Genomic DNA, 22628 nt, shown 5'->3' with positions numbered 1-22628 from the left:
CCGCATTGGCGCTCGACACCGCATGGGCCATCGACTGGATCCGTCGCACCGCCGCGACGATCGACGAACACCGCGCCGAGCTCGTCACGCTCGACCGTGAGATCGGCGACGGCGACCACGGCGAGAACCTCGACCGCGGGTTCCGGGCCGTGCTCGAGGCCGTCGACTCCGGGTCCTTCGACACCCCGGGTGCCGTGCTCAAGACCGTCGCGACGAAGCTCATCTCGACCGTGGGCGGGGCGGCCGGCCCGCTCTTCGGCACCGCCTACCTGAAGGCGGCGCAGGCCGCCGGTGACGCGGCCGAACTCGACGCGGACACCCTCGTCGCCGTGCTCACCGCCGCCCGCGACGGTGTCGTGTCCCGCGGCAAGGCCGCGGTCGGCGACAAGACGATGGTCGACGCGTGGAGCCCCGCGGTCGACGCCGCAGCAGCGGCCGCCGGTGCCGGCGACGACCCGAAGGCCGTGCTCACCGCAGCAGCAGACGCCGCCGCGCAGGGTGCGGCGGACACCGAGCCGCTCGTCGCCCACAAGGGCCGCGCGAGCTACCTGGGCGACCGCGCGATCGGGTACCGCGACCCCGGTGCGCAGTCGACCGCGTACATCCTGCGCGCAGCGGTGGACGCAGCGTGACCGTCGGCATCCTGGTCGTCTCGCACAGCGCGGCGATCGCGACGGGCACCGTCGAGCTGGCACGGCAGATGGCCGCGGACGTGCCGCTCGTCGCCGCGGGCGGAACGGACGACGGCGGCATCGGCACCTCGTTCGAGGCGATCACCGCCGGCATCGAGGAACTCGCCCAGGCGGACGCCGTCGTGGTCCTGTGCGACCTCGGCTCCGCCTACCTGACGACCGACACCGCGCTCGACTTCCTGGACGACGACGTCCGCGCACGCGTCCACGTCTCGCAGGCCCCGTTGGTCGAGGGAGCGGTGGCGGCCGCGGTCGCCGCCCAGACGGGCGGTGACGCCGACGCCGTGCTGGCCGCCGCAGCGTCGGCCGCGGGTTCCGAGGCGGACGCGAGCACCGCCTCCCGTCCGTCCGGTGACCAGCCTGGAGGCACGGGGCCGGCCGACGGGGCTGCCGCCGTCGACGACGCGGCCAGCTCCGACCGCGTCAGCGCGTCGGTCGAGCTGGTGAACGAGACCGGGCTGCACGCCCGGCCCGCCGCGGAGTTCGTGAAGACGGCGGCGAAGTACGACGCGAGCGTGCACGTCAACGGCGTGGACGCGAAGAGCCTGCTGGCGATCATGGCACTGGCACTGCCGAAGGGTGCGACGGTGTCGATCGACGCGACCGGGCAGGACGCGCAGGCCGCGGTCGACGCCCTGGTGGAACTGGTCCGGTCCGGCTTCGGCGAGTGACACCGCCGCCGGGCGAGTGACAGCGCCGCCGGGGGAGACCCCGGCGGCGGTGGCCACCCCGGTCACCCGATCGAGATCGTCCCCGCCAGGTCGAGGTCCGAGGGGCCGCCGGTGACCCCGGCGTCCGCGAGCAGGGTGGCACCGAACACGGCGCTCCAGAACGTGCGAGCGTCCCGGGCGACACCGCTCGGGCTCGTCCAGCCCTGGTCGGCGACGACGCGCTCCAGGTAGCGCTCGGACTGCCGGAACAGCACGGCCAGCAGCAGCCGCACGCGCGCACGCTGCGCCGGGTCGTCCCCGGCACCGCCGAGCGCGCGGACCACGAGCGGGGTCGACGGCATCGCGAGGGCGGTGCGGGCGAGGACCTGCCGGAACGCCTCCGCCGAGCGGGCACGACGGCCGGCCGCCTGCAGTCGCGTGGTGTCGCGGAGGAACAGCGCGAACGCGGCGTCGAGCACCAGGCGGTCCTTCGAGCCGTAGTGGTGGGTGATCTGGTTCGGGTAGACACCCGCGGCCCGGGCGACCTCGCTGACGGTGACGCTCCGAGCGCCCGCGCTGAGCAGTCCGGCCGTCGCGGCGAGGATCCTCGCCCGTGTCGCCGCGCCGCGTGCCGTGCCGGAGCCGCCCACCGTGGTTGCCATGTCGGAATTGTACGTGGTACAACTCCACTTGTTCAACGTACAAGAGGAGTTCCCGTGGACATCGTCATCACCGGCTTCGGCGCGGTCTCACCCTTCGGCCACGGCGTCGCGCCGCTCTGGGACGCCCTGGTGGCCGGTCGCTCCGGCGTCCGCGCCCTGCACCGCGACGGAGCGCTCTGGGAACAGGTGCCGATCCGGGTCGGGGCCGATGCCGCACTCGACGCCGAGGGGGCGCTCGGGCGGGTCCGCGCCAATCGCCTGGACCGCAGTCAGCAGCTGGCACTCGTCGCCGCGGACGAGGCCTGGGCCGACGCCGGTGCCCCCGCGGTGGAGGGCGACCGTCTCGCCGTGGTGATCGGCACCGGGATCGGGGGAGTGGAGACCCTCCTCGACGCCCACGACGTGCTCGGTGCGTCCGGTGCCCGGCGGGTCTCACCGCGCACGGTGCCGATGCTCATGGCGAACGGTGCCGCCGCGCAGATCAGCATCGCCTACGGGGCGCGGGGCGGCGCTTACACGACGGTGTCGGCATGTGCGTCCGGTGCGGAGGCCATCGCCACCGCCGCGCGACTCATCGCCACCGGTGAGGCCGACGTCGTCATCACCGGCGGGACCGAGGCCGCGGTCACCCCGGTGACGATGGCGTCGTTCGCCCAGTCGCAGGCCCTCGCGAAGCCCGACGGCGACGACCCGACGACCCTGTCCCGGCCGTTCGACGCCGACCGCCGCGGATTCGTCCTCGGCGAAGGCGCCGGCATCGTCGTGCTCGAGCGCGCGGACCACGCCACCGCCCGGGGGCAGCGGTCGCACGGCACGGTCGCCGGGTGGGGGATCACCTCGGACGCGCACCACATCACCGCACCGCTGGCGGACGGCAGTGAGCAGGAGCGGGCCATGCGCGGCGCGATCCGGATGGCGGGACTCACCGGCGGCGACGTCGACCACGTGAACGCGCACGCCACCGGCACCCCCGTCGGCGACGTCGGCGAGGCGGCCGCCATCAGCCGTGCGGTGGGGACCGGAGCGCTGGTCACCGCTCCGAAGAGCGCCATCGGGCACATGTTCGGCGCTGCCGGCGCGGTCGAGGCGATCCTGACCCTGCGGGCGATCGAGACCGGGACCGTGCCACCGACCCTGAACCTCGACCGGCTCGACCCCGCGGTGGACCTCAACGTCGTCTCCGGCACCGCCCGGACCGCGCCGCTCCGCGCCGCGTTGAACAACTCGTTCGGGTTCGGCGGTCAGAACGCGTCGCTGGTGTTCACCGCGGCGTGAGCTCCTGCAGGCCGGTGACCCGGAGCAGGTCGAGCTTCGCGGCGTCCTCGGCGCCCGGGACGACCGTGTAGACGACGATCCGCAGGTCACCGCCGGGGACGCTCAGCACGTCGCAGTCGATCTCCACCGGCCCGACGGGGGTGTGCACGACCTTGCGGCTCGCACGGTGCTCGGCGATCCGACCGGTCTCCCAGCGGCGGGCGAACTCGGGGGACTCCCGCAGCAGTCGTTCGACCAGGTCCGCCAGGTCGCGGTCCGCCGGGTAGCGGCCGTAGGCCTGTCGCAGGTCGGCGGCGAGGTCGCTCGAGAACTCCTCCTGGTGCTCGTCGTCCCAGTCCACCCCGTCGCGCTCCTGCATGAAGTGCCGCCAGACCAGGTTGCGATCGAGCCCGACGTACCGCGAGGGGTCGCCGTTCACCGCGGCCCACAGCTCGTTCCAGAGCACGATGTCGTGGGTCGCCGTGAACACCGCGAGCGGGACGTCGCCGAGCCGGTCGACCAGCCGCTGCACGCCGGGCGTGATGTGCCGCGGCACGACCTGACGCGACGGCGGGGCGACGCCGGCCACCCGGCACAGGTGGTCCCGCTCCTCGGACGACAGCCGGAGCGCCGTCGCGAGGGCGCCGAGCAGCTGCGGCGACGGGTTCGTCGCCCGGCCCTGCTCGAGGCGGACGACGTAGTCGACGCTCACGCCCGCCAGCGCGGCGAGCTCCTCGCGGCGGAGGCCCGGGGTCCGTCTGCCGGGGCCGGTCGGCAGGCCGACCGCCTCAGGACGCACCCGGTCACGCCAGGAACGCAACACGTTCGCGAACTCGCTCATGTCCACCATCATCGCCCCGCGCCTCCAGTCCGTCCTGGTACTGCCGGTCCCACCGTCGCACCGTGCCTGGGGAAGCCGGGCCGGCGGGGGCAGGCTGGGCGCATGACAACGACACTGATCACCGGGGCCAACCGCAGCCTCGGACTCGAGACCGCACGCCGACTGCTCGAAGCCGGCCACACCGTGTACGCCGGCATGCGCGACCCGGCCAGCGGCGACGACGCCCGCGCACTCGGCGCCCACGTCGTGCAGCTGGACGTCACCGACCAGGCCAGCATCGACGCGGCGATCGCGACCATCCCCGAGCTCGACGTCCTCGTGAACAACGCCGGGATCCTCGGCAGCTCGTTCGGGGTCGACGACCTCGACGCGAGCGCGATGGCGACCGTGCTCGACACCAACGTCACCGGCATCGTCCGGGTGACCCAGGCCGCGCTGCCCCTGCTGCGACGTTCGGCGGCACCCGTCATCGTGAACGTCTCGTCGGGGGTGGGGTTCCCGCGCTGGCTGACGACACCGGGACACGACGAGTACGGGGTGCCGGCGGTGCCGTACGCGGCGTCGAAGGCGGCCGTGATCGCGTTGACCGTGCAGTACGCGAAGAACCTGCCCGGCTTCCGGGTGAACGCGAGCGACCCGGGCTACACGGCGACGGAGTTCAACGGGTTCGGCGGACACCAGACGATCACCGAGGGCACCGACGCCACGGTCATGCTCGCGACGATCGGCACCGACGGGCCAACGGGGGAGTTCCACAACCGCGAGGGCCGCATCGAGTACTGAGGGGCAGCGCTCCGTGTGCGCCCGCGCCCCGTCAGTCGTGCACGTCGGCGCCGAACCCCGGCCCGGGACGCATCATCCAGCCGTCCGGATCGGGCAGCGGGCGGAACCCGAACCGCTCGTACAGCCCGTGGGCATCCGCGGTGGACAGGGCGAAGCGCTTCAGGCCGAGCGGCTCGACCGCCTCGGTCACGCCGTGCACGAGTGCGACCCCGACGCCGCGGCCCCGGGCGTCGGGGTCCACGAACACGTCGGCGAGCCACCCGAACGTCACGCCGTCGGTGATCACCCGCGCGTAGCCGAGCTGCTCGCCGGTCGTCACGTCGTACACGCCGAAGTTCCGGGAGCCGGCGATGATCGCCTCCTGCGTCGCCCGGTCACGGCCGCGGGCCCAGTACGACTCCTCGCTGAGCCAGCGGTGCACGCGGTCGACGTCGAGGTCTTCGGGGTCGGCGGAGAAGCGCAGGTCGGTCATCTCCTCAGTCAACCGGAGACGCGGCGGAGGGTCGACGTCCGATCCGGATCCGGTGGACCGTTCCTCGATGCGTCCGCGATGCCCGCAAGAACAAATACGACATATTCATTGCAGCATTCCAGATGGATTCCTACACTCCTGGGCAGTGGGTGCACCCGCATCCGCCCGCACGAGGAGTCCCATGCGAACACGCATCCCGATCCGAGCAGTCGTCGCCACGGCGTTGTCGATGACGCTCCCACTCGCCGCCGTCGCCCCAGCGGGCGCGACCCCAGCCGGGGGAGGGGTCGGCACGGCCGCGACGGACGCTCCGCGGTCGACCGCCCGCCCAGCAGGGACGGTCGGTCTCGCTGCGAAGGTCGCCAAGGACGGGAACGGTCCGTTCAGCCCGGATGACCGACCCGGAGGCGACTCGAGCGGAACGAACGGCATCGTGCGGACACTCGACGCGATCACGTACAGCGTCGAGATGAGCGTGAACGATGGCGACAGCGTCGACCAGCGGTTCGTCGTGACCGCTCCGGCCGGCACGACCTGGGCGGGCCTGCCGAAGCCGTGCACCGGGGCCGCGTCGCGCATCGACGGGCAGAAGCTCACCTGCTCGGTCGGTGACCTGACCGAGGGCAACCTCGTCGAGGTCCCCGTCGTGCTCGACGTCTCCGGCACCATGCGGCACGGCGACGCGATCGACGTCACGGTCGAAGCCACCGCGGACAACGCTGACAACGGCGTCGTGACGGCGGTCGCACCGACCGTGACGGTCTCGGCAGCTGCGCGCTACAACCTCAGCAAGGACGTCGTCGGTTCATCGCTCACCCCTGACGTCGTCGGTCCCGATGGCGATCGAGGCCTCCGTCTCGTCTACCCGATCGCGGTCAACTGGGAGCCCGTCGTCGCCGGACAGGGCCTGCTCGGGTTCGAAGCGAGCGCCGGCCCGATGACCTTCACCGACGACGTGTCCGAGATCCTCGGCGACCTGCCGTCGACCGCCGTGCTGTGGAACGGGAGCGCGCCTGCCTGTGGCGTGAACGCAACGAACGCCTGGCGCTTCGACGGCCTGCCGGGCGGACGGGGTGGCGGACCGCGCAGCGTGGTCGACTCGGGGACCATCGTCTGCGCGCAGTCCTCGCCCGGCGCGGACATCGACGTGACGATCACGGGCACCGTCACCGATCCGGACCGTATCCCCACCCAGTCGCTCAGCGGTGGCCCGGTCACGGGTGGCACCAGGGCGTACTTCGTCTCGGGCTACCTGAGCCTCTGGCTGCCCTACCCGCCGGGCTCTGTCCTGTCGACCAATCGGTACTCGGCCCTGCAGACCACCTCGGCGAGTGGCGCACAGAACTACCCCGGCAGCGAGGAGCCCCTCGCCGACAACACCACGTCGCGCAACCTGGTGGGTCTCGGGTCCGGCACTGCCGGCAAGCGACTCTGGCGCGTCATCGACGGCGCTGGCACCACCGTCGAGGGTTCCGCCCGCGCCGGCGATCCGTGGGTGACGCAAGGGCAGGTCCTGCGGAGCGACGTCACCGTCCTCAACGACGGGTACAGCCGTTACACCGGCACGATCCTCTGCGACACCTTCGATCGCGAGACCCAGCGCCTCACGCGCGCGGGCACCCCGGGGGCGACGGCGTGGACCAGCGGGTTGAGCAGACCGCGGATCGAGTACGCGGCCTACGACATGACGAGCCCCGCGTCCGGCCAGGGACGCACGTGCGACGATGACGACGGACCGTGGTTCACCAGCCCGGACGACGTTCCGGGCGGTCGCGCCGCGGTCGGCGCCGTGCGCGCGCTCGGCGACGTCGACGGTGGGGCGAGAGCGGTGCTGCACACGTACGTCGCAGTGTCCGCCGCACCCTCGGGGACCCGCGCGTACGACTTCGGACACGCCCTGCTCGGCGAACACACCGACGTCTGGACCCACGACACGGCTCGGCCGGAGAACGGCGCCGGAGCCATGGCCGACAGCGTCGTGATCACGGAGAACCTCGCACGCATCAGGAAGAAGATCGTCGACCCGGGCACGACCGCGGAGGACACACCGGACAAGACGAGCTTCGTCGGGTCCGGGAGCACCCTCGAGTACGCCCTCTACCCGACACTCACCAACGGCCACTCCGGTGGTCAACCGACCACGGTGACGGTCCGCGACGTGCTGCCGATGCACACCGACTACATCGCGGAGAGTGCGTCCCGACCGGCCGAGATCGACACGATCACGGACAACGCCGGCAACCTCCGCCAGCGCCTCACGTGGACACTCGACGGCCTGCAGCCGAACACGAAGATCCCGCCGATCACCTACGAACTGCAGGTGTCGAGTCTCGCGCCAGCCGGACCGGTGCAGAACTACGCGACCATCGCGTCGCCGACGGACCGCTCCGAAGCGTTCCGCCGCGACACCCAACGAGCGGTGCAGGTCGTCGCCGCGGTCGGTGTCGGTGTCGAGAAGGTCGCGACCGAACCGGTCGTCGCGACGGGGGACCAGCTCGAATGGGACCTGTTCTACACGAACCGCGACGCCCGGAGCATCAGCGGGCTCGACGTCATCGACGTCCTGCCGCACCGAGGCGACCCACAGGGCTCCGCCTTCCACGGGACGGTCTCGCTGGCAGACCGCGTCGACGTCGCACCCGGCGCCGGTGAGACCGTGCGCTACACCACGAGCGATCCGGCCTCCATCTCGCTCGACGGCACTGCACCGTCCAATCAACCGGGCGGCAGCACGCTCTGGTGCGCGGCGGCGGACCTCGGCGACGCCGCGTGCGGGTCCGCGGAACTCGCCGACGTCACGGCCGTGCGGATCGAACGGACCGGCGAGGTCGCCCCGGGCCAGTCGGTCCGACACCACGTCGTGGTGCAGACCCACGGGCAGCGGGACGGCGACACCTACACGAACCGCTTCGGGCTCCGCGCCTCGAACCTCGAACTCGCCGCGCTGTCGAACCGCGCCACCGTGCGGGTCGTCGCCGGCAGCATCGGAGACCGGGTGTGGACGGACAGCGACGGTGACGGTCTCCAGGGTTCCGACGAGCCGGGCATCGACGGCGTACCGGTCCAGCTGTCCGGCACCGACGACCGCGGTGCAGAGGTCGTACGCGCGACCACTTCGGGACCCGATGGGGAGTACTCCTTCGACGGACTCCGCCCGGGTGCCTACGTCGTGACGTTCACGGCTCCGGACGGCCGTCGGTTCACGAAAGAGCACGTCGGAACCGACGGCACCATCGACTCGGACGCCGGCCAGGACGGCGAGACACCCGCGGTCTCGCTCGCATGGGAACGCTCCGACGAAGGCGCGAAGGAATCGATCACCCGCGACCGCACGGTCGATGCGGGGCTGCTGGTCGACGACTCGCCGTCGCACCCCGAGCCGGAACCCGGGCCTGACCCCGGTCCCGACCCCGGCACGGTTCCCGGCGCCGGCGCGGTCCCCGGCTCCGGGGCGACGACAGTTCCGCCTGTCACACCGCCGCCCGGTGCGCGCGCGGGTGTCGGGGAACTCGCCTTCACGGGCACGTCGGGAGGGCCACTCGTCCTCGGCGTCGCGCTCCTCCTGCTGGCGCTCGGCGCCGCGATGCTCGGAACGAAGCGGAACCAGCGGCGGCAGCGCTGATCCATCACTTGCAGCACGGCGATGCGACGGAGTCCTGACCCCAGGGGTCGGGGCTCCGTCGTCTTGCGACCTCCCGTCTGTCAGGATGGCGGCATGCGCGCCGTCCAGTACGCCCAGTTCGGTTCCGTCCCCTCGATCGTCGACCTGCCGGAGCCGGTCGCACCCGACCACGGCGTCGTCGTCCGGGTGGCTGCCACCGGCGTCTGCCGCAGTGACTGGCACGCCTGGAAGGGCCACGACGACTCCGTCCGGCTGCCGCACGTGCCCGGCCACGAGTTCGCCGGCGTCGTCGCGTCGATCGGCACGGGCGTCCAGCGCTTCGCCGTGGGTGACCGGGTGACGGCACCGTTCGTGTTCGCATGCGGGACCTGCGCCGAGTGCCTCGACGGCGCCACCCAGGTGTGCACCGCCCAGCAGCAGCCCGGGTTCGACCTGCAGGGCTCGCACGCGGACTCCCTGGTCGTCCCGCACGCCGACCTGAACCTCGTCGCACTGCCCGAAGCCGTGGACTTCGCGGTGGCGGCAGCGCTCGGCTGCCGATTCGGCACCGCGTTCCACGCCCTGCACGCCCGAGGGCGCGTCGCCGCAGGGGAGTGGGTCGTGGTCTACGGCTGCGGGGGAGTCGGGCTCTCCGCGGTCATGGTCGCCGTTGCCGCCGGCGCGCACGTCGTCGCCGTCGACGTCTCCGCTGCAGCACTCGAACGCGCCGCTGCCCTGGGCGCCGACACCGTGCTGATGGACGACGATGCCGTCACGACGGTCCGATCCCGGACGGGAGGCGGAGCGCACGTCTCGCTCGACGCCTACGGCAGCCGTGCCACCTCCGTCGCCGCCGTGGCGTCCCTGCGTCCGCGCGGCCGGCACGTGCAGGTCGGGCTGCTCCTCGACGACGAAGCCACCCCGGCGATCCTGATGGGCCGGGTCATCGCGGACGAACTCGAACTGCTCGGCAGCCACGGCGCGGCGGTCGGGGAGTACGGCGCGATGCTCGACGCCATCGTGGCCGGGCGGCTGCGTCCGGAGGAGACGATCGGCCGCACGATCGGCTTCGACGACCTGCCCGAGGCACTCGTCGCGATGGACCGCCCTGCGACCTCGTCGGGCATGACCGTCGCGGTGTTCTGAGGCTCGGGCGTCCCGTCAGCCCTCGGTCCGCGCGTCCGCGCCCCGGCGGATGCGGAGCACGACCGCGCCGATGACGAGCACTGCCAGGATCCCGACGACCCCGACCAGGAGTGCCGGGCCGCCGTGGCCGTGCGCGTGCGTTCCGGCACCCGTGTTCGGTGCGGCTCCCGCTGCCGCTGCCGACGGTTCCGAGGACGATGTGGGCGCGGCCGTCGGGCTCGTCGTCGTGGGTGGAACGGTCGGAGATGCGGCCGGTTCCACCGAGAACGCGAGCTGCCCCTCGATCGGATGGCCGTCAGGGGAGACGTACCGCCAGACGAGGGTGTGCGGGCCGGGGGAGAGCGACACCGCCTTGGACATCGAGGTGCCGTCGACGTCCACCGCTCCGGAGGACTCGTCGGTCCCGCCGTCGTCCCGGACCTCGATGCGCAGACCGGCTTCGAGCCCGGCAAGCGGCGCCTCGCTGAAGCTGAGTGTCACTCGCTCAAGGTCGGCAGCCACGGTGGCGCCGTCCGCCGGATCACTCGATGTCAGTGCTGCGTGCGCCGATGCAGGTGTCGTGCCGATCAGCACGAGGAACGCGGACAGGGCGACGGCGAACAGGACCCGGGGTGTCACGGTTCGTGAGCGGCGTTGGTCATCTCGGTGATCGTGCACGCGTCCACGCTAGGGAAGTGATGTCGAGCGTCCCGTCAGCCGAGCGGGGCCTCGGAACGTCCGAGTTGACATAATATGCATTATCGGCGCCTTGGCGGAGACGCTTCGAGAGCAGAAGAGGTCGAGTCCGCTGCACGGACTCGACCTCTTCTGCTCACTGGATGACGACGGTGTCAGTCGGCGGGCTTCGTCGGGACGTCGTCGGCGTCGATCTCGAGCGCCGCCGGCTCGCCGCCCTGTTCCTCCAGGGTGTCCTGGTCGGTGTCGGGCTGCTCCGGCGACTCGCTCTGGGTGGTCTCTTCGGCTGGGTCAGGCTGGCTGTAGCTCATGCGCCGGACGGTACGCCCGCGTTCCTGAACAGCTGCAAGCTCGACGCCCGAGACGCTTGGTGAGCAGCAATGGTCGAGTCCATCCGCTGGACTCGACCATTGCTGCTCACGATGCGGGCAGGACCCCGATGAACGTCAGTTGTTGATCATCTGCGTCGCGACGACCGCGCCGATGATCATGAAGATGATCGCGACGATGATGGCGATGACGCTGAGGACGATGCCGGCGAGCACCATTCCACGGCTGCCAACCGCGCGACGACGCGCGACGAAGCCGAGCACCAGGCCGATGATGCCGGCGATGAGCCCGACGATCGAGAACAGGAACGCAAAGACGACGCCGACGATGCCGAGGACGAGCGAGCCGACGGCGATTCCGTTGCCGCTGTTGGTCGCGGGCGCGTTGCCGGGGTTGGACATGGTGGAGCTCCTTCTGGTCAGGACGCCGATCCAGGCCGGGTAGCCGATCGTGAGCGTCAGTCAGAACGGTAGTCCTCACACACGGCTGGTCCCCAGATTCGCAGTCCGAGCCTGTCCCCCGGCTCAGGCTCCGACGTACGCCGCCAGGTGCTGCCCGGTCAGCGTCGACCGTGCCGTCACGAGCTCGGCGGGCGTCCCCTCGAACACGATCCGCCCGCCGTCGTGGCCGGCACCCGGCCCGAGGTCGATGATCCAGTCGGCGTGCGCCATCACCGCCTGGTGGTGCTCGATCACGACGACCGTCCGACCGGCGTCGACGAGCCGGTCGAGCAGGCCGAGCAACTGCTCGACGTCGGCCAGGTGCAGGCCCGCGGTCGGCTCGTCGAGCACCACCACGCCGCCCCGGTCACCGAGGTGCGTCGCGAGCTTGAGCCGCTGCCGCTCTCCCCCGGACAACGTGGTGAGCGGCTGGCCGATCGTCAGGTACCCGAGCCCCACGTCGGCGAGCCGCGCGAGGATCGCGTGGGCAGCCGGCAGTGCGGACTCCCCCGCCGCGAAGAACGCCAGGGCGTCGGCGACGGACATGCCGAGCACCTCGCTGATGTCCTTCGCGCCCAGGTGGTAGCCGAGCACGGACTGGTCGAACCGCTTGCCGTCGCACTCGACGCAGGGGCTCGCGACGCCCGCCATCATGCCGAGGTCGGTGTACACGACACCGGCACCGTTGCACGCCGGGCAGGCGCCCTCCGAGTTGGCGCTGAACAGTGCGGGCTTGACGCCGTTGGCCTTCGCGAAGGCCTTCCGGATCGGCTCGAGCAGGCCGGTGTAGGTCGCCGGGTTGCTCCGCCGTGACCCACGGATGCCGCTCTGGTCGATGGCGACCACGTCGTCGCGCCGGGCCAGCGACCCGTGGATGAGCGTGCTCTTGCCCGAGCCGGCGACCCCCGTCACGACGGTGAGCACCCCGGTGGGGACGTCCACGTCGACGTCGTGCAGGTTGTGGGCCGAGGCGCCGCGGATCGCGATCGCCCCGTCCGGACGACGGACCTCGGACTTCACGGTGACGCGGTCGTCCAGGTGCTGACCGGTCACGGTCCCGCTCGCACGCAGCCCGTCGACGGACCCCTGGTAGCAGAGCGTCCCACCGCCGGAACCGGCACCGGGTCCGAGGTCGACGACGTGGTCGGCGATCGCGATGACCTCGGGCTTGTGCTCGACGACCAGGACAGTGTTGCCCTTGTCGCGCAGCCGGACGAGCAGCTCGTTCATGCGCTCGATGTCGTGCGGGTGCAGCCCCGTGCTCGGCTCGTCGAAGACGTACGTGACGTCACTGAGCGAGGAGCCGAGGTGCTTCACCATCTTCACGCGCTGCCCCTCTCCCCCGGACAGCGTGCCGGTCGGGCGGTCGAGCGACAGGTAGCCGAGGCCGATCTCGACGAAGGACTCGAGCAGGTCGCGGAGCCCCTCGAGCAACGGCCCGACCCCGGGGTCGTCCAGACCCCGCAGCCAGGCGACGGCGTCGGTGATCTGCATCGCGCAGACGTCGGCGATGCTGCGGCCCGCGATCTTCGACGAGCGGGCGGTGTCGTTCAACCGGGTCCCGTCACAGGCCGGACACGTCCTGAAGGTCACCGCACGGTCGACGAACGCCCGGATGTGCGGCTGCATCGCCTCGCGGTCCTTCTGCAGGAACGATCGGCGGACCCGGTGCACGAGCCCCTCGTACGTCATGTTGATGCCGGCGATCTTCTGCTTCGTCGGCTCGCGGTACAGGAAGTCCTGCCGCTCCTGCTCGGTGAAGTCGCGGATCGGGGTGTCCCGGTCGAAGTAGCCCGACTCGGCGTACAGCCGCACGTTCCACCCGTCGGTCCCGTACCCGGGGATCGTGAGCGCGCCGTCCCCGAGCGACTTCGTGTCGTCGAACAGCTGCGTCAGGTCGATGTCGTTCACCAGCCCCCGGCCCTCGCAGTCCGCGCACATGCCGCCGAGCCGTGTGAACGAGACCTTCTGGGCCTTCGCGTCCGCACCCTTCTGCACCGTGATCGCTCCCCCGGCCGTCACGGTGGCGAGGTTGAACGAGAACGCGTTCGGCCCCCCGATGTGCGGCTGACCGAGTCGGCTGAACAGCACGCGCAGCATCGCGTTCGCGTCCGTGGCGGTGCCGACGGTGGAGCGCGGGTCGGCGCCGATGCGCTCCTGGTCGACGACGATCGCGGTGGTCAGGCCGTCGAGCAGGTCGACGTCCGGGCGCGCGAGCGAGGGCATGAACCCCTGCACGAACGCGCTGTAGGTCTCGTTGATCATCCGCTGCGACTCGGCGGCGACGGTGCCGAACACGAGCGAGCTCTTGCCCGAGCCGGAGACCCCGGTGAACACCGTGAGCCGCCGCTTCGGCAGGTCCACGTCGACGTCGCGCAGGTTGTTCGCGCGGGCACCGCGCACCCGGATCCGGCCGTGCCGGTCGGCAGGGTGCGCGTCGGCGCCGGTGGGGTCGTCGTCGACCGGATCGGTGTGCATGCGGGTCAGCGTACCGACGGGAGGCCCGTGGCGGGGCCGCCACGGGCCTCCCGTCCGGTCCCGGGTCGGCCGTCAGGCCGTGGTGCGGTGTTCAGGCGCCGTGACGGCGCACCAGGTCCGGCAGCTCGGCGGGTTCGAACTCCTCGTCGGTCGCGTCGAGCTCGTCGGCGCTCCACCACCGCGAGGCGAGGATGTCGACGCGCTCGTCGTCGGTCCACTCGGCGTCGGACAGCTCGAAGCCGGGCGTGCGGACGACGTAGAACTCGGCGTGCCCGCGGTCGTGGTCGGCGAGGTCCCACTCGACCGTGAAGTCCCAGGACCACACCGGTTCGCCGGGTTCGTCGATGACGATCCCGGTCTCCTCGCGCAGTTCGCGGATCGCGGCGTCGCGGTGGGTCTCCCCCGGGTCGACCCCACCACCCGGCGTGATCCAGCGGTGGGCGCCGTCCGACGAGGGCGAATTCGTGTCCATCAGGAACACGCGGCCCTCGGGGTCGAGCAGCAGGATGCGGGAGGTGCGGCGCAGGCCGGGCTTGGCGGTCACCCGCCCGACGTTAGCCGACGAAGCCGCTGACGTCGCCGACCAGCTTGGTGTGGTCGGCGGGGATCGGCTCGACGGCGGCGAGGGCGATCTCGGCCGCGAACTCGGACACGCTGTAGAGCTTGCCGACCTCCTGCCGACGACCCTCGATCGCGCCGGGGTTCAGGCGGTTCAGCAGCGTCGCGGTGATCGTGCCCTCGATCATGTCGCCGGAGACGACGACGAACTCGATGCCGGCGGCCTCGAGCTGCGGGATGAGCTCACGGAGGGCGAGTTCTCCGGCGCGCTTGCTCTTGGCGACCGGGACGTACTCGTCCATCGTCTCGGCGGTCTCGACGAAGTGGGCCTGGTGGCTCGTGACGAACACCACGCGGGACCCTGCGGGCATGTGCGGCACGGCGGTCTGCAGCATGTCGACCTGGGCGTCGCGGTTCAGGCGGAGCGCGTAGTCCTCGCCGACGCCGGACTCCATGCCGCCGGAGGCGTTGAGCACGAGCAGGTCGATGCCGCCCCACTCCTGGACGACGGTGTCGACGAGGGCCTGCACGGAGTCGTGCTCGGTGAGGTCGGCGCCGACGGCCAGGGCGGAGCCACCGGCCTCGACGATCTTCTCGGCGATCTGCTCCGCGCGCTTGGCCTTGTTGCGGTAGTTCACGACGACCTTCGCCCCGGCCTCGGCGAGGTACCCGACGGTGTCGGCGCCGATGCCACGGGACGAACCGGTGACGACGGCGCGCTTGTCGGTGAGGGATCCGGGGGCGAGGGGGTTGCTCACAGTCGTGTTCTCCAGGTCTGGTTCCGGCCGGTCGGGCGCACCGAGCCTACCAATCGCCTGCACGACCGTCGGACGGCCCTGATATGTTGAACGGAGTTGTACCGGCTGTCGCGACGCAGCGAGCCGCCGCGCGCGACCGAGGGAGGGAGATCGCGTGAACGGAATCGATTGGATCCAGAGCACCGTCTGGATCGGCCTGGTGTTGCTCCTGGGCGTGGTCGAGATCTTCACCCTCGACTTCATCTTCATCATGCTCGCGGCGGGTGCCGCCGGCGGGTTGATCGCCGCACTGCTCGGCGCCCCGTGGTGGCTGTCCGCCATCGTCGCCGCGGTGGCCGCACTCGTGCTGCTGTCGCTCGTCCGACCGCGACTGCTCGTCGCGCTCGGCCGCGGTGCCGACCCGCACCGCACCAACGTCGAGGGGCTCATCGGGCTCGCCGGCACGGTCGCGGTCGCCTTCACCTCCACCAGTCCTGGTCAGGTGCGCCTGGCCAACGGCGAGACCTGGAGCGCGCGGTTCGCCGCGGGCTCCGTCGACCGCACACCGCCACTCGGGACCCCCGTGGTCGTCGAGTCGATCGAGGGGTCGACCGCGGTCGTGCGCCTCGCAGAAAGGGCCACCTCGTGACCAGCATCTCCCCGGGGACGATCGCACTGCTCGTGCTCGTCCTCGTCGTCGTCATCTTCGTGATCGTCGTCCTGGCGAAGGCGATCCGGATCGTCCCGCAGGCCACCGCGGGCGTCGTCGAACGACTCGGCAAGTACCACAAGACCCTCAACCCGGGCTTGAACCTCCTGGTGCCGTTCATCGACCGCCTGCGGCCGCTGCTCGACATGCGTGAGCAGGTCGTCTCGTTCCCGCCGCAGCCCGTGATCACCGAGGACAACCTGGTGGTCTCGATCGACACGGTCGTCTACTTCCAGGTGACCGACGCCCGCGCCGCGACGTACGAGATCGCGAACTACCTCGGCGCCGTCGAGCAGCTCACCACCACCACGCTCCGCAACGTCGTCGGTGGCCTGAACCTCGAAGAGGCCCTGACCAGCCGCGACAACATCAACGGCCAGCTCCGCGTCGTCCTCGACGAAGCCACGGGCAAGTGGGGCATCCGTGTCGGTCGAGTCGAGCTCAAGGCGATCGAGCCGCCCGTGTCCATCCAGGACGCCATGGAGCAGCAGCTCCGTGCCGAGCGCAGCCGTCGTGCCGCGATCCTCCAGGCAGAGGGCACCAAGCAGTCCCAGATCCTCGAGGCCGAGGGACAGCGACAGGCAGCGATCCTGGCCGCCGAGGGTGACGCCAAGGCACAGGTGCTCCGTGCCGAGGGTGAAGCCCAGGCCATCGCGACCGTGTTCGAGGCCATCCACACCGGCGACCCGGACGAGAAGCTGCTGTCCTACCAGTACCTGCAGACCCTGCCCAAGATCGCCGAGGGCACCTCGAACAAGCTCTGGATGATCCCGAGCGAGTTCACCGAGGCACTGTCCGGCATCGCGAAGGGCTTCAGCGCCAGCCGCGGTGGCGGCGCCGGTCCGGTCGCCGGCGGTGCCGGTGGCACGGACTTCCTGTCCCGGATCTCGAAGCTCGCGAACGAGAGCCTGGCGAACACCGCAGCGGCGGACACCACGATGCCGCGTGCGGACGCCACCGCCGCGGACATCGTCCCCGAGTCCGACCTCGACGCGCGCCTGGCCGAGTCGAACCGCAGTGTCGATGCGCACCTCGCGGCCGCCGACGACGCGACCGCCGAGCAGGTCGGGGACACTCCGCCCACGCCGGGCGACGACGCCTCCGGTCACCGCACCAGCGACGGCTCCGGTCGGCGCTGACGGTCCCGCACCAACGAACGACGACGCCCGCCCCGGGGAACCGGGGCGGGCGTCGTCGTGTGGTCGGTGGTGTCAGGCGCCGCGTCGTGCGCGGAGGACCTGCAGGCGCTCTTCGAGGAGCTCCTCGAGTTCCTCGCGCGAGCGGCGCTCGAGCAGCATGTCCCAGTGGGTGCGGGGTGCCTTCACGTCCTCTTCGGCGACCTCGACGGGGATCCCGTCGTCGCCGAGCAGGCGGCCCTCGCGACCGGAGCGCGGCTCCGACCAGGTCTGGGGGACGTCCGCATCGGCCGAGAAGACGATGTCGAACGTCTCACCCGAATCCGTCTGGTAGACCGCGCGCTTGCGATCTGAGAGCTCGACGCCCTCTTCGCTCTGGAGACTCTGACTCCCGAGCCGCATGCCGCGGAGACTCCGATCAGCCATGTGTGTGCTCCTCTCGCTCGTCTGCCCTCCACAACACTGTCCCACGCCCCATCAATCCCGTACCGGCGCATTCACAGTCCGTTCCCAGTGGCTGGGCGCGGCGGGCCCGATCAGGAGCGGGTGCGACGGCCCCAGGGAGCGCAGGCGAGGAGCACGAGGAGTCCGCCGAGGGAGAGCAGGAGCGTGATCGAGCCGGACAGGATCGACGCCGGGGTGGTGGACGTGCCGAGCGGCACGTCGGTCACCATCGACGTCGCGGTGTACTCCGGCACCCGGTCGATCGTGCGCCCGCTCGGGTCGATGACCTGCGACGCTCCGACGGTCGAGATGTTCACCAGCGACCGACCGGTCTCGATGGCCCGCATCCGCGCGATCTCGAGCTGCTGCAGGTTCTCGTCGGTGCCCGAGAAGTCGGCATTGTTCGTCTGCGCGAGGATCACCTGCGCTTCCCCGCGCACCATGTCGGCGGTCAGACCGTCGTCGACGATGTCGAAGCAGATCGAGATGCCGGCACGGATGCCCGCGACGGAGAGCACGTTCGGCTTCGTCCCCGGCGTGTAGTCGCGCTGCAGCAGACCGATCAGCGACGGTGCGAGCTTGGAGAAGAACCAGCGGTCGGGCACGTACTCGCCGAACGGCACCGGGCGCTTCTTGTCGTAGGACGACTGCCAGCCGTCGGCGGTCCACACGAACGACGTGTTGTGCAGCACCCCCGACGGGGTCTGCGTGATGGCACCCGCGACGATCGGGGCGTCGAGCGAGTCGACCACCGAGTCGAGGGCGGAGGCGATGACCGGCTGCTGCCGCGGGTCGTACTCCGCACCGGCCTCAGGCCACACGACCAGGTCCACACCCTTCGCGTCCACGTCCGTCGCCGCGACCTGCGCGGCCAGGACGTCGCCGGGCTGAGCACGGTCGAAGTAGCCCGCGGGACCGTTGCCCTGCACCGCCTCGACCCGGATCGTGCCGCTCGTCGCCGTCGGCCACCCCGGCACGGCAAGGACCGCCGCGACGAGCAGACCCGCCGTCGCCACCCGCACGGGCAGCCGGAGCGTCACGCCCGGCACGCGGGGTGCCACGAGCGCGAGCGACACCACGACCGCGACGCAGTACACGACGATGAACGTCAGCCCGAGGACGCCGACGTACGCGGCCAGGTGCGTGAACGGCCCCTGCGACTGCGACAGGCCGACGCGCCCCCAGGCGAAACCGCCGTACGGCCAGCTCCCCGAGAACCACTCGCGTCCGGTCCAGAGTGCGGCGACGACGGCCGGGAGGCCCCACACGCGTCCGGCGGTCGAGGGCAGGACGCGTGCGACCCAGCGGTACGCCAGGGCGATCGCGACGCTGCCGAGCGCGAAGAACGCGGCTTCGAGCAAGGCGAGTGCGAACCACGGGACCGGGCCCAGGTAACGACCGGCCCACGAGATGGCCGGGATCCAGAACGCCGCGCCGGCGAGGTAACCGATCCACGCCGCACGCGGCGCCCGCTGCCCCATCACCGCGAGCAGCATGCAGGCGAGTGCCGGGTAGGCGAGGAACCACCACCCGGGCGACGGGAACGCGAGGGCGAAGAGGATCCCGCCTATGACGGCCAACGGCACCGCGGTGCCCAGCGGCAACGCGGCGAACGGGCCGGTCGCGACCGCCCCGCGGCCGACGGGAGCGGGCAGCCCGCGCACACTGGTCTCCGGAACCGGCACCGGGCCTCCTGTCAGACCGCCGCGTAGGCGACGATGCCGCGGCGAACCGCGTCCGTCGCCCGTCGGGCGGTCTGGGCGAGTTCGTCGTCGCCGGCGTTCCGGATCTGGTCGAGCAGGTCGATGACCTGCTTCGACCAGCGCACGAAGTCACCGGCCGGCAGGTCGAGGGTGCGGAGGACGTCGTCGAGGGCCGAACCCGAGGCCCAGCGGAACATGCCGACGGCCATCGCCGGGGTCGGGGGCTGCGAACCGGCCAGGCGCGCCGCACGCTCGATGTCGTCGAGGCGCGACCAGATCGTCAGTGTCTCGTCGAGCGCGGGGCGGAACGCACCGCGGGGCAGGGCGTGCTCCGTGCCGGGCGCGTCCTCGCGGCGGGGCTGGTAGATGATCGTCGCGGCCATGGCGGCGAGCTGTGCCGGGGTGAGGTCCTTCCAGACCCCCGCCTCGAGGCACTCGGCGACCAGCAGGTCGCGGTCGCCGTAGATGCGCTGCAGGCGACGGCCACCCGCGGCCACCGTGGCTTCACCGTTGCCGGCGTCCACCAGGTAGCCGAGCTCGAGCAGGACCTCGGTGACGCGGTCGAACGTCGTGGCGACGGCGCCCGTGCGGGACCGGATCTGCTGGACGAGCTTGTCATTGGCGCGCTTGAGCTTCCACCAGCGCTCGGACCAGCGGGCGTGTGCCTCGCGTTCCGGGCAGGCGTGGCAGGGGTGGCGCTGCAGCTGGCGGCGGACCGCCGTGATCGCGGCCTGGCGTTCCTGGCGGGCGCCGTGTGACGCCTCGCGGCCGCCGGGCACGTTCGTGCGCTCGAGGTCGGAGAGCTCACGACGGAGCGCCGAGTACTCGGTGAAGTCGCCGAGGTGGCACTGCATCGCCTCGCGGTAGCCGTCGAGCGATTCCTGCTGCGAGCGGACCTTGCGGGCGAGGTCGACCACCGACCGGTCGGCCTGGAACTGGGCGAACGACGTCTCGAGGACCTCGCGCGTGCGCTGCCGGCCGAACTGGTCGATCAGGTTGACGGCCATGTTGTAGGTCGGCTTGAACGACGAGTTGAGCGGGTACGTGCGGCGGCTGGCCAGCGACGCGACGGCCTGCGGGTCGAGTCCGTCGGTCCACTGGATGACCGAGTGCCCCTCGACGTCGATGCCACGACGACCGGCACGACCGGTGAGCTGCGTGTACTCCCCCGGGGTGATCGGCACACGGGCTTCGCCGTTGAACTTCTCGAGCTTCTCGAGCACGACGGTGCGCGCCGGCATGTTCACGCCGAGCGCCAGGGTCTCGGTGGCGAACACGACCTTCAGGAGCTTGCGCTGGAAGAGGTTCTCGACGACCTCCTTGAAGGCGGGGAGCAGGCCGGCGTGGTGCGCCGCGACCCCGCGCTCGAGCCCTTCGAGCCACTCCCAGTAGCCGAGGACGGCCAGGTCTTCGTCGAGCAGGGTGCGGCAGTGGTACTCCGCCGTCTCGCGGATCTCGTTGCGCTCCTGCACCGTCGTCAGGGACAGGCCCGAGCGCAGGACGTTGCGGACGCCCTGGTCGCAGCCGTTGCGGCTGAACACGAAGAAGATGGCGGGCAGGAGCATCCGCTCGTCGAGCATGTGCGCGATCTGCTCGCGGTGCACCTTCTCGGTGCGGGGCCCGCGACGCTCGGGGTAGCCACCACGACCGCGCCGGCCCCGGTGGCCGCCGCCGTTCCGCTCGCTCCGGGAACCGCCGCCGACCATGCGGAGCAGTTCCGGGTTCACGCGGTTCGTCGCCGCGGCACCGCTCGAGTCGAACAGGTCGACCATCTTCGAACCGACCAGGACGTGCTGCTCCAGCGGCACCGGACGGTCTTCGGAGACGATGACGTCGGTGTCGCCACGGACGGTCTGCAGCCAGTCGCCGAACTCCTCGGCGTTGGACACCGTGGCGCTGAGCGAGACCAGGCGGACCTCGGTCGGGAGGTGCAGGATGACCTCTTCCCACACGGCACCGCGGAACCGGTCGGCGAGGTAGTGCACCTCGTCGAGGACCACCCAGGCGAGGTCGTCGAGCAGGTCCGAGTCGGCGTAGATCATGTTCCGGAGCACCTCGGTCGTCATCACGACGACGCGGGCGCGGGGGTTCACGTTCGTGTCGCCGGTGAGCAGCCCGACCTCGGACTCGCCGTAGACGTCGACGAGCTCGGCGTACTTCTGGTTGCTCAGTGCCTTCATCGGCGTCGTGTAGAAGACCTTCGCCGTCGGCTGGCGCATGGCGAGCCAGATGGCGAACTCGGCCACTATGGTCTTGCCGGCTCCGGTCGGGGCGGCGACCAGGACGCTGCGGCCCTGGTCAAGTGAGTCGCAGGCGGCGAACTGGAACGGGTCGAGGTCGAACCGCAGGTCCGTCCGGAAGAGCTCGAGGTTGCGCGACCGGTTGCGCACCTTGGCCGCGGCGAACCGCTCGGCCGCACTCGTGCCACTCACAGGTCGTACTCCTCGTCGAGCTTCGCCTGACGCTTGGCCAGACGGCGGTCGTGGATCCACGCGATGAAGCAGGCCGCGACGTACAGCACGGTCATCGGGATGGCCAGCAGGAACATCGAGATGACGTCGGCACTCGGCGTGACGATGGCGCAGAAGACCAGGATGCAGAGGATCGCGACGCGCCAGCTCTTGATGATCGCGGAGGCCGACAGCACCCCGACGAAGTTCAGCAGCACGATGAACACCGGCAGCACGAAGGCGATGCCCACCGCGACGATGAGCTTGATGACGAAGTCGTAGTACGCCTTCGCATCGACGATCGAGGTGTCCTGGCTCGACACGAAGCTGCCGAGGATGCCGACCACGTGCGGCAGGATGTACCACCCGAAGTAGCACCCGGCGAAGAACAGCGGGATCGCGGTGCCGAGGAAGCCCCAGACGTACTGCCGCTCGCGCCGGACGAGCGCGGGCACGATGAACGCCCAGATCTGGTAGAGCCAGACCGGGCTCGCGATGACGACGCCGATGGTGATCGCGATCTGCAGCTTGAGGTCGAACGCCCCGGTGATCATCGGGAAGTTCAGCTCGGCCGTGTGTCCGCCGACCTTGGCGAGCTCGGTCACCGGTGCCCGGAGTGCGTCGAGCACCCACGGGGTGAGGAACCAGCCACCGATCGCACCGACGACGATCGCCACGACTGCGCGGAAGAGACGGTTGCGCAGCTCGATGAGGTGCTGCCCGAGCGACATGCGGCCTTCGGCGTCGGTCTTCTGGCGCCCCTGCCGCTTCGCTCGCCCGCGCGCGGTCGTCGAAGCCATGTGCTCGATCTTACGGGGTCGGGACCGACAGTCCGCCTGGGGTCGGCGCGGCCGCGTGGCGGGTGGG

21 protein-coding genes are annotated in these 22628 nt (G+C 71.2%); 8 read left to right on the top strand and 13 right to left on the bottom strand.

The window, feature by feature from the left end:
* Positions 1-5: 5 nt before the first annotated feature.
* A complete protein-coding gene (gene dhaL / locus DEJ09_RS06630) occupies positions 6-632 on the top strand; it encodes a dihydroxyacetone kinase subunit DhaL (RefSeq protein WP_111087998.1) in 627 nt (208 codons plus the stop codon).
* The gene (gene dhaM, locus DEJ09_RS06625) at positions 629-1363 is read left to right on the top strand and encodes a dihydroxyacetone kinase phosphoryl donor subunit DhaM (protein WP_111087997.1); all 735 of its coding nucleotides are present in this window, start codon (positions 629-631) and stop codon (positions 1361-1363) included. The genes dhaL and dhaM overlap by 4 nt, the downstream gene beginning before the upstream one ends.
* Positions 1364-1425: 62 nt before the next feature.
* On the opposite strand, the gene DEJ09_RS06620 is transcribed toward dhaM, so the two are convergent.
* Positions 1426-2004: a TetR/AcrR family transcriptional regulator C-terminal domain-containing protein gene (locus tag DEJ09_RS06620; protein ID WP_111087996.1), complete on the bottom strand. Its 579-nt coding sequence runs from the start codon at positions 2002-2004 to the stop codon at positions 1426-1428.
* A 54-nt stretch (positions 2005-2058) separates the two neighbouring features.
* Here DEJ09_RS06620 and DEJ09_RS06615 point away from each other — a divergent pair, with 54 nt between their 5' ends.
* Complete coding sequence (locus tag DEJ09_RS06615; protein WP_111087995.1) at positions 2059-3279, top strand: beta-ketoacyl synthase; 1221 nt, start codon at positions 2059-2061, stop codon at positions 3277-3279.
* Here the strand turns inward: DEJ09_RS06615 and DEJ09_RS06610 are convergent.
* A complete protein-coding gene (locus DEJ09_RS06610) occupies positions 3266-4099 on the bottom strand; it encodes a helix-turn-helix domain-containing protein (RefSeq protein WP_181433289.1) in 834 nt (277 codons plus the stop codon). The genes DEJ09_RS06615 and DEJ09_RS06610 overlap by 14 nt on opposite strands.
* A gap of 102 nt (positions 4100-4201) precedes the next feature.
* Between DEJ09_RS06610 and DEJ09_RS06605 the strand changes: the two genes are divergently transcribed.
* Positions 4202-4882 (top strand): SDR family NAD(P)-dependent oxidoreductase, encoded by a 681-nt coding sequence (locus tag DEJ09_RS06605; protein WP_111031712.1) that lies wholly within the window; start codon positions 4202-4204, stop codon positions 4880-4882.
* Positions 4883-4913: 31 nt separating this feature from the next.
* On the opposite strand, the gene DEJ09_RS06600 is transcribed toward DEJ09_RS06605, so the two are convergent.
* Positions 4914-5354, bottom strand: coding sequence for a GNAT family N-acetyltransferase (locus DEJ09_RS06600; protein ID WP_111087993.1), 441 nt, complete (start codon positions 5352-5354; stop codon positions 4914-4916).
* Between the two features lie 181 nt (positions 5355-5535).
* On the opposite strand from DEJ09_RS06600, the gene DEJ09_RS06595 reads away from it, so the two are divergent.
* Together DEJ09_RS06595 and DEJ09_RS06590 are read left to right on the top strand one after the other, a co-directional pair.
* Positions 5536-8976: an SdrD B-like domain-containing protein gene (locus DEJ09_RS06595; RefSeq protein WP_181433288.1), complete on the top strand. Its 3441-nt coding sequence runs from the start codon at positions 5536-5538 to the stop codon at positions 8974-8976.
* A 93-nt stretch (positions 8977-9069) separates the two neighbouring features.
* Entirely contained in the window at positions 9070-10101 is a 1032-nt protein-coding gene (locus tag DEJ09_RS06590) for an alcohol dehydrogenase catalytic domain-containing protein (RefSeq protein WP_111087991.1), read from the top strand.
* Between the two features lie 15 nt (positions 10102-10116).
* On the opposite strand, the gene DEJ09_RS06585 is transcribed toward DEJ09_RS06590, so the two are convergent.
* The 6 genes from DEJ09_RS06585 to DEJ09_RS06565 form a co-directional block, all read right to left on the bottom strand.
* On the bottom strand, positions 10117-10674 hold the full coding sequence (locus DEJ09_RS06585) for a copper resistance CopC family protein (RefSeq protein ID WP_258373825.1): 558 nt from the start codon (positions 10672-10674) through the stop codon (positions 10117-10119).
* Positions 10675-10931: 257 nt separating this feature from the next.
* The gene (locus DEJ09_RS18060) at positions 10932-11087 is read right to left on the bottom strand and encodes a hypothetical protein (protein WP_163343611.1); all 156 of its coding nucleotides are present in this window, start codon (positions 11085-11087) and stop codon (positions 10932-10934) included.
* A gap of 135 nt (positions 11088-11222) precedes the next feature.
* Positions 11223-11507, bottom strand: a complete 285-nt coding sequence (locus DEJ09_RS06580; RefSeq protein ID WP_111087989.1) for a DUF4190 domain-containing protein — start codon at positions 11505-11507, stop codon at positions 11223-11225.
* Between the two features lie 123 nt (positions 11508-11630).
* Positions 11631-14024, bottom strand: coding sequence for an excinuclease ABC subunit UvrA (locus DEJ09_RS06575; protein WP_220034917.1), 2394 nt, complete (start codon positions 14022-14024; stop codon positions 11631-11633).
* Between the two features lie 91 nt (positions 14025-14115).
* Positions 14116-14568, bottom strand: a complete 453-nt coding sequence (locus DEJ09_RS06570; RefSeq protein WP_111087988.1) for an NUDIX hydrolase — start codon at positions 14566-14568, stop codon at positions 14116-14118.
* A 10-nt stretch (positions 14569-14578) separates the two neighbouring features.
* Positions 14579-15340 carry an SDR family oxidoreductase gene (locus DEJ09_RS06565; protein WP_111024422.1) on the bottom strand — a complete coding sequence of 254 codons (762 nt, stop codon included), beginning with the start codon at positions 15338-15340 and terminating at the stop codon, positions 14579-14581.
* A 154-nt stretch (positions 15341-15494) separates the two neighbouring features.
* Here DEJ09_RS06565 and DEJ09_RS06560 point away from each other — a divergent pair, with 154 nt between their 5' ends.
* The gene (locus DEJ09_RS06560) at positions 15495-15968 is read left to right on the top strand and encodes an NfeD family protein (RefSeq protein ID WP_111087987.1); all 474 of its coding nucleotides are present in this window, start codon (positions 15495-15497) and stop codon (positions 15966-15968) included.
* Complete coding sequence (locus DEJ09_RS06555; RefSeq protein ID WP_110863721.1) at positions 15965-17167, top strand: SPFH domain-containing protein; 1203 nt, start codon at positions 15965-15967, stop codon at positions 17165-17167. Before DEJ09_RS06560 ends, DEJ09_RS06555 begins: the two co-directional genes overlap by 4 nt.
* Before the next feature lie 72 nt (positions 17168-17239).
* Here DEJ09_RS06555 and DEJ09_RS06550 read toward each other — a convergent pair whose 3' ends face one another.
* The 4 genes from DEJ09_RS06550 to tatC all read right to left on the bottom strand — a co-directional run bounded on the left by DEJ09_RS06550 (position 17240) and on the right by tatC (position 22492).
* On the bottom strand, positions 17240-17590 hold the full coding sequence (locus DEJ09_RS06550; RefSeq protein WP_027465636.1) for an RNA polymerase-binding protein RbpA: 351 nt from the start codon (positions 17588-17590) through the stop codon (positions 17240-17242).
* Positions 17591-17700: 110 nt separating this feature from the next.
* Positions 17701-19293 (bottom strand): apolipoprotein N-acyltransferase, encoded by a 1593-nt coding sequence (lnt, locus tag DEJ09_RS06545; RefSeq protein WP_258373814.1) that lies wholly within the window; start codon positions 19291-19293, stop codon positions 17701-17703.
* Between the two features lie 11 nt (positions 19294-19304).
* Entirely contained in the window at positions 19305-21743 is a 2439-nt protein-coding gene (locus DEJ09_RS06540) for an RNA helicase (protein WP_071244709.1), read from the bottom strand.
* Positions 21740-22492: a twin-arginine translocase subunit TatC gene (gene tatC / locus DEJ09_RS06535; protein ID WP_110863923.1), complete on the bottom strand. Its 753-nt coding sequence runs from the start codon at positions 22490-22492 to the stop codon at positions 21740-21742. Before tatC ends, DEJ09_RS06540 begins: the two co-directional genes overlap by 4 nt.
* Positions 22493-22628: the final 136 nt, after the last annotated feature.

Origin of the sequence: Curtobacterium sp. MCLR17_055 (assembly GCF_003234305.1) — a bacterium.
Classification (GTDB): domain Bacteria; phylum Actinomycetota; class Actinomycetes; order Actinomycetales; family Microbacteriaceae; genus Curtobacterium; species Curtobacterium flaccumfaciens.
This window is presented reverse-complemented; position numbering and strand designations above follow the sequence as displayed.

What these genes read in the sequence shown, in the direction of transcription:
- DEJ09_RS06620 (WP_111087996.1), bottom strand. Translation starts at nt 2,004, where the DNA reads ATGGCAACCACGGTGGGCGGCTCCGGCACGGCACGCGGCGCGGCGACA.
- DEJ09_RS06610 (WP_181433289.1), bottom strand. Translation starts at nt 4,099, where the DNA reads ATGAGCGAGTTCGCGAACGTGTTGCGTTCCTGGCGTGACCGGGTGCGT.
- DEJ09_RS06605 (WP_111031712.1), top strand. Translation starts at nt 4,202, where the DNA reads ATGACAACGACACTGATCACCGGGGCCAACCGCAGCCTCGGACTCGAG.
- DEJ09_RS06600 (WP_111087993.1), bottom strand. Translation starts at nt 5,354, where the DNA reads ATGACCGACCTGCGCTTCTCCGCCGACCCCGAAGACCTCGACGTCGAC.
- DEJ09_RS06595 (WP_181433288.1), top strand. Translation starts at nt 5,536, where the DNA reads ATGCGAACACGCATCCCGATCCGAGCAGTCGTCGCCACGGCGTTGTCG.
- DEJ09_RS06590 (WP_111087991.1), top strand. Translation starts at nt 9,070, where the DNA reads ATGCGCGCCGTCCAGTACGCCCAGTTCGGTTCCGTCCCCTCGATCGTC.
- DEJ09_RS18060 (WP_163343611.1), bottom strand. Translation starts at nt 11,087, where the DNA reads ATGAGCTACAGCCAGCCTGACCCAGCCGAAGAGACCACCCAGAGCGAG.
- DEJ09_RS06580 (WP_111087989.1), bottom strand. Translation starts at nt 11,507, where the DNA reads ATGTCCAACCCCGGCAACGCGCCCGCGACCAACAGCGGCAACGGAATC.
- DEJ09_RS06575 (WP_220034917.1), bottom strand. Translation starts at nt 14,024, where the DNA reads ATGCACACCGATCCGGTCGACGACGACCCCACCGGCGCCGACGCGCAC.
- DEJ09_RS06550 (WP_027465636.1), bottom strand. Translation starts at nt 17,590, where the DNA reads ATGGCTGATCGGAGTCTCCGCGGCATGCGGCTCGGGAGTCAGAGTCTC.
- tatC (WP_110863923.1), bottom strand. Translation starts at nt 22,492, where the DNA reads ATGTCGCTCGGGCAGCACCTCATCGAGCTGCGCAACCGTCTCTTCCGC.